The organism is Luteimonas sp. 9C (assembly GCF_902506295.1).
Classification (GTDB): domain Bacteria; phylum Pseudomonadota; class Gammaproteobacteria; order Xanthomonadales; family Xanthomonadaceae; genus Luteimonas.
Window position 1 is genome coordinate 59,109 of sequence record NZ_LR733313.1, and the last position, 13,754, is coordinate 72,862.

The following is a 13,754-nucleotide window of genomic DNA, read 5'->3' on the forward strand; positions in this document are numbered from 1 at the left end:
GTCAGGCGTCGCTTGCTTCAGAACCCCATGAGCAAGCCACCGTTGACCGGCAGGTTGATGCCGGTGATGTAACCGGCGTCGTCTGCGGTCAGAAACACGACCGCGCGCGCGATGTCGTCCGGTTGGCCGACGCGGCCGACCGGCACGCTGGCGATGGTGCGCGCTAGCACGTCGGGCGGCATCTTCGAAGTCATCGGCGTTTCGACGTAGCCGGGCGACAGGCTGTTGACCGTGATGCCCTTGGCCGCGACCTCGCGGGCCAGCGACATCGTCAGGCCGTGCAGACCGGCCTTTGCAGCGGCGTAGTTGGTCTGGCCGAAGTTGCCGGTCTGGCCACTGACCGAGCTGATGTTGACGATCCGGCCGAAGCCGCGCGCGACCATGCCTTCGACCGCGGCGCGGCACAGATGGAACGCGCTGTCGAGGTTGATGCGCAGCACGTCGTTCCATTGCGCGGTGTCCATCTTGCGCAGCGTCGCGTCGCGGGTGATGCCGGCGGCATTGACGAGGATGTCGAGCCGGCCATGCTGCGTCTCGACCTCCCGGATCGCGGCCGCGCAGGCGGCGGCATCGCCGACGTCGACGGCGAGCGTGGTGACCGGCAGGTCGGTCATGTCGGCGGCGAACGCCTCGAGCCGCGCGGTATCGGCAGGCAGATCGGCGGCGATGACATGGACGCCGCGCTCGGCGAGCTGGCGGCAGATGGCGCGGCCGATGCCGCCGAGGCCGCCGGTGACGAGGGCGACGCGTGGTGTCTGGGTCATGTGCGGTTTCCGGAAAGCGGACACGAAAACGGCGCGGTGTCCGCGCCGTGTCGGTATTGCGAAAAACTCAGCGACCGCGCTTGGGCGGATCGCGATCGGCAGGCTTGGTGCCCGGCGCCGTGGCGGGGACCATCGTCTTCTGGAATTCCTTCCACAACTCCAGATTGCGTTCGGTCAGCTGGTTCATCATCGCCCACGGGGTCTGCCCGAGCAGGCCGCCCATCTGCTGGCGGAACTGCTGCTGCTGGTCGAGGAACGTCTGCATCGAGCGCTCCAGGTAGTTGCCCATGAAGCCCTGCATCGAATCGCCGTAGAAGCGGATGATCTGGCTCAGCAGCTGGGTCGACAGCACCGGCTCACCATCGGACTCGTGCTCGGAGATGATCTGCAGCAGCACCGAGCGGGTGATGTCGTTGCCACTCTTGGCGTCGCGGACTTCGAAGTCCTCGCCGTCGACGATCAACTGGCGGACGTCTTCAATGGTGATGTAGCTGGAGATTTCCGTATCGTAGAGGCGACGGTTCGGGTACTTCTTGATGATGCGCACGGCATTGCTCATGAAGCGAAGACTCTGATCCTTTGGTGCCGCGCAGCATGGCGTAGCGGGGTGGGGGGCGCAACTGGACTCTGGTGCTGAACAGGGCGCCTCCGCGTCGCGCCGCGAAACGTCCGCGCACGTATGGTGCGGACGGTTCGCGCGCGATGCGCAGACCGGTTCACCAACCCATGTGGTGACCGCCGTTGATGTCGAGGTTCGAGCCGGTGATCCACGCGGCTTCATCGGCCACCAGGAAGTTCACCGCGTATGCGATTTCCTCCGGACGCCCCAGGCGGCCGGTCGGGATGTCGGCGGCGATCTTCGCGCGCACTTCTTCCGGCACCGCCATCACCATGTCGGTGGCGACGTAGCCGGGCGAGACCGTGTTGACGGTGATGCCGAGCTTGGCGTTCTCGCGCGCCAGCGAAATCGTGAAGCCGTGCATGCCGGCCTTGGCCGCAGCGTAGTTCGCCTGGCCGTACTGGCCCTTGAGGCCATTGATCGAGCTGATCTGGATGATCCGGCCCCACTTGCGCTGACGCATGCCCTCGATCACCGGGCGCGTGACGTTGTAGACCGAATTGAGGTTGGTGTTGATCACGTCCTGCCACTGCATCGCTTCCATCTTGTGGAAGGTGCCGTCGCGGGTGATGCCTGCGTTGTTGATCAGCACGTCGATCGGACCGAGCTGCGCTTCGACCGCGCGCACCATCTGTTCGGCATCCTCGTGATGCGACACGTCGCCCGGCGCGATCGCGATGTCGTAGCCGGCTTCGCGCATCTGCGCCTGCCAGGCCTGCGCCTTCTCCGCGTTGCGGTAGTTCGTCGCAACGCGGCATCCGTTGTCGGCCAGTCGCTTGACGATCGCCGTACCGATACCACCCGTGCCGCCTGTCACCAATGCCACGCGTCCGCTCATGCCGTCCTCGTCTGTGGGGGGTGCTGCCGGTGCGACAGCGGGTTTTGCAGTCTATGCATCGTGGGTTGCAGCAGTGTTGTGCGACGCAGCAATCACGAGGTCGCGCGTCGGCACACGCGCAATCTCGAAACGCGCGACGGCGCCTGCGAGAAATTCGGCGGGTGTGTCCGCCTCGATCGCGGCCTGGCCCAGTGCCTGCCACACGAAGCGCAGGGCCGGCATCGGATCACGTGCATCGACGGGCACGGCCTGCAGCGATTTCGACAGCTTGCGACCTTGCGCATCGAGCAGCAGCGGCAGATGCGCGTATCGCGGCGTCGGCAGGCCGAGGATGCGTTGCAGCAGGATCTGGCGCGCAGTGGAGTCCAGCAGATCCGCGCCGCGTACCACGTCGGTGATGCCCTGGTCGCCGTCGTCGACGACCACCGCCAGCTGATACGCCCAGAACCCGTCGGCGCGGCGCAGCACGAAATCGCCGACCGCCACGTCCACCTGCTGCGATTGCGGCCCGCGGATCGCATCGTTGAAGTCGACGCGCGTGTCCGCCGGCACGCGCAGACGGATCGCCGGGTCGGGACGCGTGCCGCTTGCACGACACACGCCGAGGTGGCGACCGCCGTGCGCGGCGAGATCGGCGCGGCTGCAATGACAGACGAACGCGTGGCCCTTGGCCAGCAGATCGTCGACGACGGCGGCATAGCGTGCGTCGCGCGTGTGCTGCGCCAGCACGTCGCCGTCGTGCACCAGGCCGAAGGCCTGCAGCGTGGCGAGTTGCCCCTGCGCCGCGCCGGCGACTTCGCGCAGCCGGTCGACGTCTTCGATGCGGACTGCCCAGTGTCCGTGCGCCTGTCGCGCCAGCACCCAGCTGCCGAGTGCAGCCAGCAGGGAGCCGGCATGCAGCGGACCGGTGGGCGAGGGCGCATAGCGGCCGCGATAGGTCGGCGCACTCGGCGTTGGCGACAAACTGTCTGGCACGTGAACTGTCATGGGCCCCGCACTGTGCCTTGCATCACGGCGAATTGAAATCGCGGCCCGGTGCACGCAGATTGGTGCGTCACGTATCCATCCTCCGCCTGGCGCAGGCGTCATCCGGACTCAAGGGTCATCCATGTTCAAGCGTTTCGGTCTTCTCATCGCCACCAACCTCGCCGTGCTGGCACTCGTCAGCATCGTCATGGCGATCTTCGGCATCAACCCGTCCACCTATGGTGGCCTGTTCGTGTTCGCGGCCCTGTTCGGTTTCGGCGGTGCGTTCTTCACCCTGGCGATCTCGAAGTGGTCGGCCAAGCGCGCGACCGGCGCCTATGTCATCAAGGACCCGCGCGACGAGTCGGAGCGCTGGCTGGTCAACACCGTGCGCCGCCAGGCCGAGCAGGCCGGCATCGGCATGCCCGAGGTCGCCATCTACGACGCGCCCGAGATCAACGCCTTCGCCACCGGCGCCAACCGCAACAACGCGCTGGTCGCGGTGTCGACGGGCCTGCTGCGTTCGATGACCCGCGATGAAGCCGAAGCCGTGCTGGGCCATGAAGTCGCGCACGTCGCCAACGGCGACATGGTGACCATGACCCTGCTGCAGGGTGTGCTCAACACCTTCGTGATCTTCCTCGCCCGCGTGGTCGGCCGCGCGATCGACGGCTACCTGAGTGGTGGCCGCGACAATGGCGGTGGTGGTCTGGCGTACTTCGCGATCGTGTTCGTGCTGGACATGATCTTCGGCCTGTTCGCGTCGATGATCGCGATGTGGTTCTCGCGCTATCGCGAGTTCCGCGCCGACGAAGGCGGCGCCGCACTGGCTGGCCGCGAGAAGATGATTGCCGCACTCGAGCGCCTGGCCCAGACCTACGGCCAGAGCACGATGCCCAAGACCATCGCCGCGTTCGGCATCAGCGGTGGCGTCGGGACCGGTCTGAAGAAGCTGCTGATGAGCCACCCGCCGCTGGAGGAGCGCATCGCCTCGCTGCGCAACGCGCCGCCGAGCCGCGACTCGGTGCGTCAGGGGATCGTGGCTTGATTCATCGGTCCGTACTGATCTAAACGAAAGCCCGCCGAAAGGCGGGCTTTTTTTGTTTGAAGCCCTCCCCCGCGCGCGGGGGAGGGTTGGGTGGGGGCGAACCGTCAGGTCTAGAGCGCCCAAATTGGGGCGCTGTGTTTACCAAGACCTCAGCGGCGCGAGTGGACTGACCGTTTGCCCCCATCCCAGCCTTCCCCCGCTCGCGGGGGAAGGAGCAAATCGCAGCGCTCTTCAGCCGTCCGCGTGCTTTTTCTGCGCCGCCTCGAACGCCGCCAGCTGCTCCGGCGTCGCATCCTTCTGGTGCTGCGCCTTCCAATCCGCAAACGGCATCCCGTACACCGCCTGGCGCGCGGTTGCCTTGTCCATCGACGCGCCCTCGGCATCGGCCGCATCGCGATACCAGTCCGCCAGACAGTTCCGGCAGAAGCCTGCGAGGATCATCAGGTCGATGTTCTGCACGTCCGGGCGCGCTTCGTTGAGATGCGACAGCAGGCGGCGGAACGCGGCGGCTTCGACGCGGGTGCGGGCGTCGTCGGACAGGGTGGGGATGGCATCGGCCATGGGAAAACTCCGGGTGCGGGAAGCCCCACAGGATCGGGGCGTCGCACACCCCCTGCAAGTCAGACTGAACCTGCGTGGGCGCGCGCTCGCGCGCGAAAGGCGTTCCAGTCGAGAGGCACCGCGCGCGCGCGCGCTCCCGTATGCGCGCGTTCCCGCGGAGGGACATACACAGCGCCGCGAGGCTCCCACCCGCGAAATCGGGGACAATAGCCGCCCCTCGAAGCACGACCTCCGCATGACCGCCGCTGATCCCACCCCGGCCCGCATCCTCGACGGCAAGCGCATTGCCGACACCCTGCTCGACCAGCTGCGCGTGCGCGTGGATGCACGCGTCGCCGCCGGCGGCTCGCGCCCGGGCCTGGCCGTGGTGCTGGTGGGCGGCGATCCGGCCTCGCAGTCCTACGTGCGCAACAAGCGCCGGGCGGCGGAGAAAGTGGGCATCCAGGCGTTCGACTACGACCTGCCGGTCGGCACGACGCACGCCGAACTCATCGCGCTGATCGACACGCTCAATGCCGATCCCGCCGTGCACGGCATCCTGGTCCAGCTGCCGCTGCCGGGCATTCCGGACGCGACCGACATTATCCACCGCATCGATCCGCGCAAGGACGTCGACGGCTTCCACCCCGAGAACGTCGGCCGCCTGGCGCTGCGCCAGTTCGGCCTGCGCCCGTGCACGCCGCGCGGCATCACCACCTTGCTGGCCTATACCGACCGCCCGGTGCGCGGCGCCAGCGCGACGATCGTCGGCGTGAGCAATCACGTGGGACGGCCGATGGCGCTGGAACTGATGATCGCCGGCTGCACCGTCACCACCTGCCACCGCTTCACCCCGCCGGACGTGCTGCGCCGGCACGTGGGCGAGGCCGATATCCTTGTGGTCGCGGTGGGGCGCCCGTCGCTGATTCCCGGCGACTGGGTCAAGCCGGGCGCCGTGGTGATCGACGTCGGCATCAACCGCATCGAGGACGGCCGGCTGGTCGGCGACGTGGGCTTCGACGCCGCCGCGCAGCGCGCCAGCTGGATCACGCCGGTGCCGGGCGGGGTGGGGCCGATGACCGTCGCCACGCTGATGCAGAACACCTTGGAAGCCGCCGAAGCGGCGCACTGAGGCGCCTCGCGCCGGCCCTGCCGGCCCGCGGATCGGCACGCCGGCGGACCGCTGCGTTGCCTGCGTGAACGGGGCAAACGCGCTAGAATGGCGCGCTTCCTCCTCCCCGGCACCCCGCATGCTGCGCATCCAGGCCGAAGCACTCACGTACGACGACGTCTCGCTCGTCCCCGCCCACTCCTTGATCCTGCCCAAGGATGTCCGGCTCGCCACCCGCCTGACGCGCGACCTGCGCCTGAACCTGCCGATCGTCTCCGCGGCGATGGACACCGTCACCGAAGCGCGCCTGGCCATTGCGATGGCGCAGATGGGCGGCATCGGCATCGTGCACAAGAATCTCAGCGTCGAGCGCCAGGCCGCCGAGGTCTCGAAGGTCAAGAATTTCGAAGCCGGCGTGATCCGCGAGCCCTTCACCGTCGGCCCGGACACCACCATCGGCGAGGTCCTGCGCCTGACCCGCGCGCGCAACATCTCCGGCGTGCCGGTGGTGGACGGCGGCAAGCTGGTCGGCATCGTCACCGGGCGCGACATGCGCTTCGAGACCAAGCTCGACGATCCGGTCCGCAACGTGATGACCAAGCAGGACCGGCTGATCACCGTGCGCGAAGGCGCCAGCGACACCGAGGTGCTGGCGCTGCTGCACAAGCACCGCATCGAGAAGGTGCTGGTGGTCAACGAGGATTTCGCCTTGCGCGGCCTGATCACCGTCAAGGACATCCAGAAAGCCGTCGACAACCCCAACGCCGCCAAGGATGCCGACGAGCAGCTGCTGGTGGGCGCCGCGGTGGGTGTGGGCGGCGACACCGAGAAGCGCGTCGAAGCGCTGGTCGCGGCCGGCGTCGACGTGATCATCGTCGATACCGCGCACGGCCATTCGCAGGGCGTGCTGGACCGCGTGAACTGGGTCAAGAAGACCTACCCGCAGGTGCAGGTGATCGGCGGCAACATCGTCACCGGCGACGCGGCCAAGGCGCTCGAAGATGCCGGTGCGGACGCGGTGAAGGTGGGCGTGGGTCCGGGTTCGATCTGCACCACGCGCGTCGTCGCGGGCGTGGGCGTGCCGCAGGTGACCGCGATCGACATGGTCGCCGAGGCGCTGCAGGACCGCATCCCGCTGATCGCCGACGGCGGCATCCGCTACTCGGGCGACATCGGCAAGGCGCTGGTCGCCGGCGCATCGACGGTGATGATCGGCGGCCTGTTCGCCGGCACCGAGGAAGCCCCGGGCGAAGTGGAACTGTTCCAGGGCCGCAGCTACAAGAGCTACCGGGGCATGGGCAGCCTGGGCGCGATGGAGCAGGGCTCCAAGGACCGCTACTTCCAGGACTCGTCCGACGCCGACAAGCTCGTGCCCGAAGGCATCGAAGGTCGCGTGCCGTACCGCGGCGCGCTGGGCGGCATCGTCCACCAGCTCGCCGGTGGCCTGCGCGCGACCATGGGCTACGTGGGCTGCGCGACGATCGAAGACATGCGCACCCAGCCGAAGTTCGTGAAGATCACCGGCGCCGGCCAGCGCGAGAGTCACGTGCACGACGTCACGATCACCAAGCAGCCGCCGAACTACCAGGCAGGCTGAGGCCGCGGCATCACGCACCGATCCGGGATTCGCGAAAGCGGATCCCGTTTCGTATCCGGCCTCCACACACCGTATTTCCCAGCGCCACGCGCCACCACACTCCAGACAAAGTCCACGCCGATGACCGACCTGCACAGCGACAAGATCCTGATCCTCGACTTCGGCGCGCAGTACACGCAGCTGATCGCCCGCCGCATCCGCGAGCTGGGCGTCTACTGCGAAATCTGGGCCTGGGACCACGATCCGGCCGAGATCGCCGCGTTCGCGCCCAAGGGCATCATCCTGTCGGGCGGCCCGGAATCGACCACCGAACACGGCTCACCGCGCGCGCCGCAACAGGTGTTCGACGCCGGCCTGCCGCTGCTCGGCATCTGCTACGGCATGCAGACCATGGCCAAGCAGTTGGGCGGCGAGACCGAAGCCGCCGACGCGCGCGAATACGGCCACGCCGAAGTCGCCATCGTCGCCAAGGACAGCCTGTTCGACGGCCTCAGCGATCACGCCGGCGCCCAGCGTCTCGACGTGTGGATGAGCCACGGCGACCATGTCAGCGCCGCGCCGCCGGACTTCACCGTCACCGCCAGCACCGACCGCGTGCCGGTGGCCGCGTTCGCCAACGAGGACAAGCGCTGGTACGGCGTGCAGTTCCATCCCGAAGTCACGCACACCAAACAGGGCCTCGCGCTGCTGCGCCGCTTCGTCGTCGACATCTGCGGCTGCGCCACGCTGTGGACCGCGGCCAACATCATCGACGACCAGATCGCGCGCGTGCGCGAGCAGGTGGGCAGCGACGAGGTGATCCTCGGCCTGTCGGGCGGCGTGGATTCGTCCGTCGTCGCCGCGCTGCTGCACAAGGCCATCGGCACGCAGCTGACCTGCGTGTTCGTCGACACCGGCCTGCTGCGGCAGGGCGAGGGCGACCAGGTCATGGCGACTTTCGCCGATGCCTCCAACGCGCATGGCTTGGGCGTGCGTGTGATCCGCGTCGACGCGCGCGACCGCTACCTCAGTGCGCTCGCAGGCGTCAGCGATCCGGAAGCCAAGCGCAAGATCATCGGCAACCTGTTCGTCGAGATCTTCGACGAAGAGTCCAACAAGCTGACCAACGCCAAGTGGCTGGCGCAGGGCACCATCTATCCCGACGTCATCGAGTCGGCCGGCAGCAAGACCGGCAAGGCCCACGTCATCAAGAGCCACCACAACGTCGGCGGCCTGCCCGAGCATATGAAGATGGGCCTGGTCGAACCGCTGCGCGAGCTGTTCAAGGACGAAGTGCGCAGGCTCGGCGTCGAGCTCGGCCTGCCGCGCGAGATGGTCTACCGCCACCCGTTCCCGGGCCCGGGCCTGGGCGTGCGCATCCTCGGCGAGGTCAAGGCCGAGTACGCCGAGATCCTGGCCAAGGCCGACCACATCTTCATCGAAGAACTGCGCCGCGCCGACCTCTACGACAAGACCAGTCAGGCCTTCGCGGTATTCCTGCCGGTCAAGTCCGTCGGCGTCGTCGGCGACGCCCGCGCCTACGAGTGGGTGATCTCGCTGCGCGCCGTGGAGACCATCGACTTCATGACCGCCCACTGGGCGCACCTGCCGTACGACTTCCTCGGTCGCGTCTCGAACCGGATCATCAACGAAGTCCGCGGTGTCTCGCGCGTGGTCTACGACATCAGCGGGAAGCCGCCGGCGACGATTGAGTGGGAGTGAGGCAGCGTTTTATCAGCAACCTTTGAGGTTGCATATCGCAGGTCTTCACGCGTCTGCTAGGGATTCTTTGGACTAGGTCGTCAAGTTGACGCTTCTAGGAGATGCTGTGCAATTGTCAAGCGTATGCTTGACCACAACGCTGCGCGCGGTATCGGCGGGTGAGACGACGCCGATCTAGAATGAGAGCAAGTCACACTGCAGGGGCGGTGCGTGATCAGTACGAAGGATTGTGATCGTTGGGAGCTTCGCTGCTCCCGACAACTGCGTGGTCGACAGCACCTAGCTCCAAATATTGAGCAGTTTGTCTCAGCCAAGCTCCGAGCAGGTAGCCGACGGCTGCTGCGTCCGCGCGCACCGCACATTCCCAGACAATGGCGACTCGCCAGCCTGCGTCCACCAAGTCTCTTGTCGCCGCCTTGTCGCGCTCCCTGTTCCGCCGCAGCTTCTCTTCCCAGAACTCCGGCCGCGTTTTGGGCAGTCGAAAGTAGGAACAGCCCCTATGCGCGTGCCAAAAGCAGCCATGAACAAAGATCGCCGCCCGTCGTCCCGGGAGAACGAGGTCCGGTCGTCCAGGGAGCGCTCTGGTATGGAGGCGGTAGCGAAACCCGTCCCGCCAGAGGATCCGACGGATAGTGATCTCCGGCATAGTGTCCTTGCCTCGGATCCGACTCATCAGAAGCGAGCGCTTCTCAGCGCTCATGACGTCAACCATTTCGTAGAGTCCAGTCTTGTCAGTAGCACGTAAGCACAACCACCGCACGATCGGTGTGATCGACATCTTCGCGGGACCGGGAGGGCTTGGAGAAGGCTTCAGCAGCTTTGAAGCTGTGGAGGGCTCTGGACTGCATCCCTTCGAGCTTGCTGTCTCGGCGGAGATGGAAGTCTCGGCGCATACCACGCTCCGCCTGCGGGCGTTCTACAGACTGCTCCTGAAGCACGAAGATGAGGTCCCGAACGAGTACTGGGACTATCTTCGGCTTGTCGCCTCAGACTCGGCAGTAACGCCGCAGGAGCACTTCAAGTCCGGAAGACTCGCGGCACTCTGGCGGGAGGCGAATGCTGAAGCGCTGAATCTCACTCTGGGCCGACCCGCGGACAACGAAGCGCTATTCCAAAGGATCAATGACGTGCGGGATGGCTACGACGAGATGATCCTCATTGGAGGGCCGCCGTGCCAGGCTTACTCGCTGGTGGGTCGGGCTCGCCAGCGCAAGGTGGAGGGCTTCTCCACAAAAGGAGATCCCCGCCATTTCCTCTACCAGCAATATCTCGCAATTCTTGCGCGCTTCAAGCCGGCGGTCTTCATCATGGAGAACGTCAAGGGCATCCTTTCTTCGAGAGTGGGAAGTCAGGAGATGTTCTCCGCAATCCAGAGGGATCTTGCGAATCCGTCAGCTGCGTTAGGACATCCAACACTCGGTGCTGGGAAATCCGCACGCTATGTTTTGCTGCCAATCCATGTTCCGGAAGGTACCGAACGTACAGGCGATCTTGTTGCCGCTGATCCGGCTGCCTTTATCATTCGTGGTGAGAGCCATGGTCTGCCCCAGGCAAGGCATCGCGTGATCATCATGGGGATACGTGAGGACTGTCTCCGTCCGGAGGTCGCATCCGCTAAAGGATTAGATGAAGACGACAGTATCAAGGTGGAACACGCCTTGGCCGGGCTGCCCAAGCTGCGCAGCGGATTGAGCCGACGTCCGGATGACTCTTTCGAATGGTTCGATGCCGTGCAGCGAGAACGCAAGAAGGTCATCGCAGCGACGCGGGGACCGCTTGGTCCTGTGGCGAAAGTGTTGTCCGAAATACTGCCTGCATACGATCTTCCTAGGGAGTCCACGAAGTACCTCCCGGGTCGCACCGGCGCTTTGGCATTGGAGTTGCGTGGCGAAGGCCCGGGGATCGTGTTCAACCATCGTGCGCGCGGACACATGGAATCTGATCTGGGGCGTTATCTGTTCTGTGCGGCGTATGCACAGGCCTACGGTGTGTCTCCCAAGAGTGTCGACTTTCCGAATGTTCTCGCTCCCAACCATGAAAACTGGATGTCAGGTGATTTTGCCGACAGGTTTCGTGTGCAAAAAAGGGGTTCTCCTTCCAGCACAGTCACCAGTCACCTCTCAAAGGATGGACACGCGTTCATTCACTGGGACCCTACCCAGTGCAGAAGCCTGACGGTACGGGAAGCGGCAAGACTTCAGACGTTTCCTGACAACTACCTTTTCCTGGGGAACCGCACACAGCAATTTGTCCAGGTCGGAAATGCAGTGCCGCCCAGATTGGCTCGTCAGATCGCCAAGGTGGTCTGGGCAATGCTGTACTGAGGTTCGGCGTATGGAGCATGGATGGTCGGAATGGATTGAAGGGAACATCTTGTACTTCGCTGCTCCTGAGCCCGATAGCTTGTTCGCGAGCGCGCGTGAATGAAGGCAAAGAAACCATCTGCCCATAACGTCATGCATCCGCTTCTGCGCTTCGCCTTGTCCCACACAGACTTGGAAGCCGTCGGGCAGCATCTCGACGCAGGTCGCCCGATTGAAGGTCGGGACATACAGGGCAGAACGCCCCTGATCATTTCGGCCGAGAAGGGCAGCCTTGCGTTGTGTTCCTTGCTGATTAGCCGAGGGGCGGATGTGCAAGCGAGGGACGACGCAGGACGCAACGCGGAGATGTACGCGGAAGCCAATGGATTCTCGGCGGTGACTGAGCTTCTTAAGAAGCACTCGTCATCATTGGGAAAGATGGGGGGAGTGGTGGAGTCTCATTTTCCGCCAGTCGGACAGACCGCTGTCGAGAAGGATGTCGTCGAACCAAGCTCCGAACTCCTGTTCGGAGACTGGGAGACTGAGGACGCTTGTTCGTCACCCGGTAACGATGCACTGCTTGTGAAGCAGACAGTACTGGTCCATCAGTTGATGGCCGATCACGAAGTTGTCGATTGGGATGAAGGCTGGTCCGACGTTGAGGTGGATCTGCCTCTGGTGCTTCGTGATCGTCGTCGCCTCAGAACTCTTGGCAGGTACGAGAGGGAGATGATCGAGTCGGTTCTGCTTGACGCGTTGGAGTACGGCGTCGTGGCGGCAGACCGGCTCTCGGACTATGCGCCGGTAAGTAGTGACCAATCTTGCGGCGACGCGGAGTTCCATGATCACCTCATGAGGCTGATCGGGGAGTTGGGAGCAGTTGTTGACGATGAGCCGGAGGAATGGCTCTCGCCGTTCGAATGGGTCGATGTGCCCGACTCGTACGTCGACTGTCTGGAGGAAGGATTCGCCTATCTGGGAGACATGTCATCCAAGGTGAACGATCCCCTCTCCGGATTCATTTCGTACATTCGGACGAAGCGTCTTCTTTCACGTGAGGACGAACAGCGCATCGGTCGAGAAGTTGAAGCGGCAGTGCGTCGCGCCATCGGTGCTATCGCAGCGTCCCCAGCAGCCAGCATCAAGGCACTCGAACTGGCTGAGTCAATTCTTTCCGGCCAACAGCCGGAGGCGCAACTCAGTCGGATCTTCAGCGAAGGAGAGCAGGCGTCATCAGACGAAGATGCTGCTTCAGTCGAACATGAAGAAGACACTCCCCCAACTGGAAGAAGCGATTCGCCGCATGACGAGCGACCTCGGGAAGAATTTTTTGAGCGGACGAAACACCTGCGGCATGAGATAGCGGCCTCTGTTGATGCTGGACATCTGCCGTATCGCATCGAGATCGCTCTGGAGGCACTTGAGCCGACGGCAGAATTCATCCGGTTAGTAAGCAGAGCTGCAGATCTCGCGGGAACTCATATTCCCGCCCTCGCGGAATCCATCGACGCCATCAAACGGCTCCACGACGAGATGACCGAGTCCAACTATCGGTTGGTCATATCTATCGCGAAACGATACTTGGGATCGGGCTACCCACTCATGGATCTCATACAGGAAGGCAATCTGGGCCTTCTGCGGGCTGTTCAAAAGTTTGATCATCGCCGTGGCTTCAAGTTCTCTACCTACGCAACCTGGTGGATCCGTCAAGCTATCACCCGGGCGATAGCCGATACGGCGCACTCGATCCGCGTACCCGTGCACATGCGGGAAAAAATGAACAAGCTCGATGCTGTGCGTCGCGCATTGGAGCAATCAGGTGCTGCCGAACCCTCGGTCACCGAGTTGGCGGAGCGCACTGGCTATCCGGAACGAGAGGTTATGAAGATGCTTACGATCCCCAACGCATGCAGTTGGGATGAAGCTAGTTGTCTTTTGGAGGAGGCGCTTGAGTTGGACGATGAAACGCAGGTGGCAGATGCATTTGCCAATTCCGAGGCACTTGCAAATTCCGTCCGCGACGTCCTTGGCACTCTCAAGCCACAACAGGCTGAGGTCTTGTGTTTCAGATTTGGATTGGATGATGGAAATCATCGAACGCTGGAGGAAGTAGGGCAGCGTTACGGCGTCACGCGAGAGCGCATAAGACAAATTGAGAGCAAGGCGCTTAGCCTTCTGCGCCACCCCTCTAGGGCAGAAGTCCTCCGCTCCTTCTTTGGCGAAGAGCGGCCGAAGCGGCTCAAAGGACTAGCCATATGAGCACCACT

Annotated in this window: 12 protein-coding genes; 6 read left to right on the plus strand and 6 right to left on the minus strand. The window is 64.3% G+C overall.

Annotated elements, in window-relative coordinates; genetic code table 11:
- Nucleotides 1–17: 17 nt before the first annotated feature.
- The 4 genes from phbB (CURTO8I2_RS13315) to gluQRS all read right to left on the minus strand — a co-directional run bounded on the left by phbB (CURTO8I2_RS13315) (nt 18) and on the right by gluQRS (nt 3,196).
- On the minus strand, nt 18–764 hold the full coding sequence (phbB, locus tag CURTO8I2_RS13315) for an acetoacetyl-CoA reductase (protein WP_159681747.1): 747 nt from the start codon (nt 762–764) through the stop codon (nt 18–20).
- Between the two features lie 67 nt (nt 765–831).
- A complete protein-coding gene (gene phaR, locus CURTO8I2_RS13320) occupies nt 832–1,323 on the minus strand; it encodes a polyhydroxyalkanoate synthesis repressor PhaR (protein ID WP_159681748.1) in 492 nt (163 codons plus the stop codon).
- A gap of 157 nt (nt 1,324–1,480) precedes the next feature.
- Nucleotides 1,481–2,221, minus strand: coding sequence for an acetoacetyl-CoA reductase (gene phbB, locus CURTO8I2_RS13325; RefSeq protein ID WP_159681749.1), 741 nt, complete (start codon nt 2,219–2,221; stop codon nt 1,481–1,483).
- Between the two features lie 51 nt (nt 2,222–2,272).
- Entirely contained in the window at nt 2,273–3,196 is a 924-nt protein-coding gene (gene gluQRS / locus CURTO8I2_RS13330; protein WP_236551159.1) for a tRNA glutamyl-Q(34) synthetase GluQRS, read from the minus strand.
- A 133-nt stretch (nt 3,197–3,329) separates the two neighbouring features.
- On the opposite strand from gluQRS, the gene htpX reads away from it, so the two are divergent.
- Entirely contained in the window at nt 3,330–4,235 is a 906-nt protein-coding gene (htpX, locus tag CURTO8I2_RS13335) for a protease HtpX (protein ID WP_159681751.1), read from the plus strand.
- Between the two features lie 231 nt (nt 4,236–4,466).
- Here the strand turns inward: htpX and CURTO8I2_RS13340 are convergent, their stop codons facing one another.
- Nucleotides 4,467–4,796 carry a DUF1244 domain-containing protein gene (locus CURTO8I2_RS13340; protein WP_159681752.1) on the minus strand — a complete coding sequence of 110 codons (330 nt, stop codon included), beginning with the start codon at nt 4,794–4,796 and terminating at the stop codon, nt 4,467–4,469.
- Between the two features lie 235 nt (nt 4,797–5,031).
- On the opposite strand from CURTO8I2_RS13340, the gene folD reads away from it, so the two are divergent.
- From folD to guaA, 3 genes are all read left to right on the plus strand, one after another.
- A complete protein-coding gene (folD, locus tag CURTO8I2_RS13345) occupies nt 5,032–5,907 on the plus strand; it encodes a bifunctional methylenetetrahydrofolate dehydrogenase/methenyltetrahydrofolate cyclohydrolase FolD (protein WP_159681753.1) in 876 nt (291 codons plus the stop codon).
- 118 nt (nt 5,908–6,025) lie between these two features.
- Nucleotides 6,026–7,483, plus strand: a complete 1,458-nt coding sequence (gene guaB / locus CURTO8I2_RS13350; RefSeq protein ID WP_159681754.1) for an IMP dehydrogenase — start codon at nt 6,026–6,028, stop codon at nt 7,481–7,483.
- A 120-nt stretch (nt 7,484–7,603) separates the two neighbouring features.
- Nucleotides 7,604–9,184 carry a glutamine-hydrolyzing GMP synthase gene (guaA, locus tag CURTO8I2_RS13355; protein WP_159681755.1) on the plus strand — a complete coding sequence of 527 codons (1,581 nt, stop codon included), beginning with the start codon at nt 7,604–7,606 and terminating at the stop codon, nt 9,182–9,184.
- 214 nt (nt 9,185–9,398) lie between these two features.
- On the opposite strand, the gene CURTO8I2_RS13360 is transcribed toward guaA, so the two are convergent.
- A complete protein-coding gene (locus CURTO8I2_RS13360; protein ID WP_343161359.1) occupies nt 9,399–9,962 on the minus strand; it encodes a very short patch repair endonuclease in 564 nt (187 codons plus the stop codon).
- Between CURTO8I2_RS13360 and CURTO8I2_RS13365 the strand changes: the two genes are divergently transcribed.
- Nucleotides 9,913–11,508: a DNA cytosine methyltransferase gene (locus tag CURTO8I2_RS13365; RefSeq protein WP_159681757.1), complete on the plus strand. Its 1,596-nt coding sequence runs from the start codon at nt 9,913–9,915 to the stop codon at nt 11,506–11,508. The two genes, CURTO8I2_RS13360 and CURTO8I2_RS13365, sit on opposite strands and share 50 nt — an antisense overlap.
- A 99-nt stretch (nt 11,509–11,607) precedes the next feature.
- Complete coding sequence (locus CURTO8I2_RS13370) at nt 11,608–13,746, plus strand: sigma-70 family RNA polymerase sigma factor (protein ID WP_159681758.1); 2,139 nt, start codon at nt 11,608–11,610, stop codon at nt 13,744–13,746.
- Nucleotides 13,747–13,754: the final 8 nt, after the last annotated feature.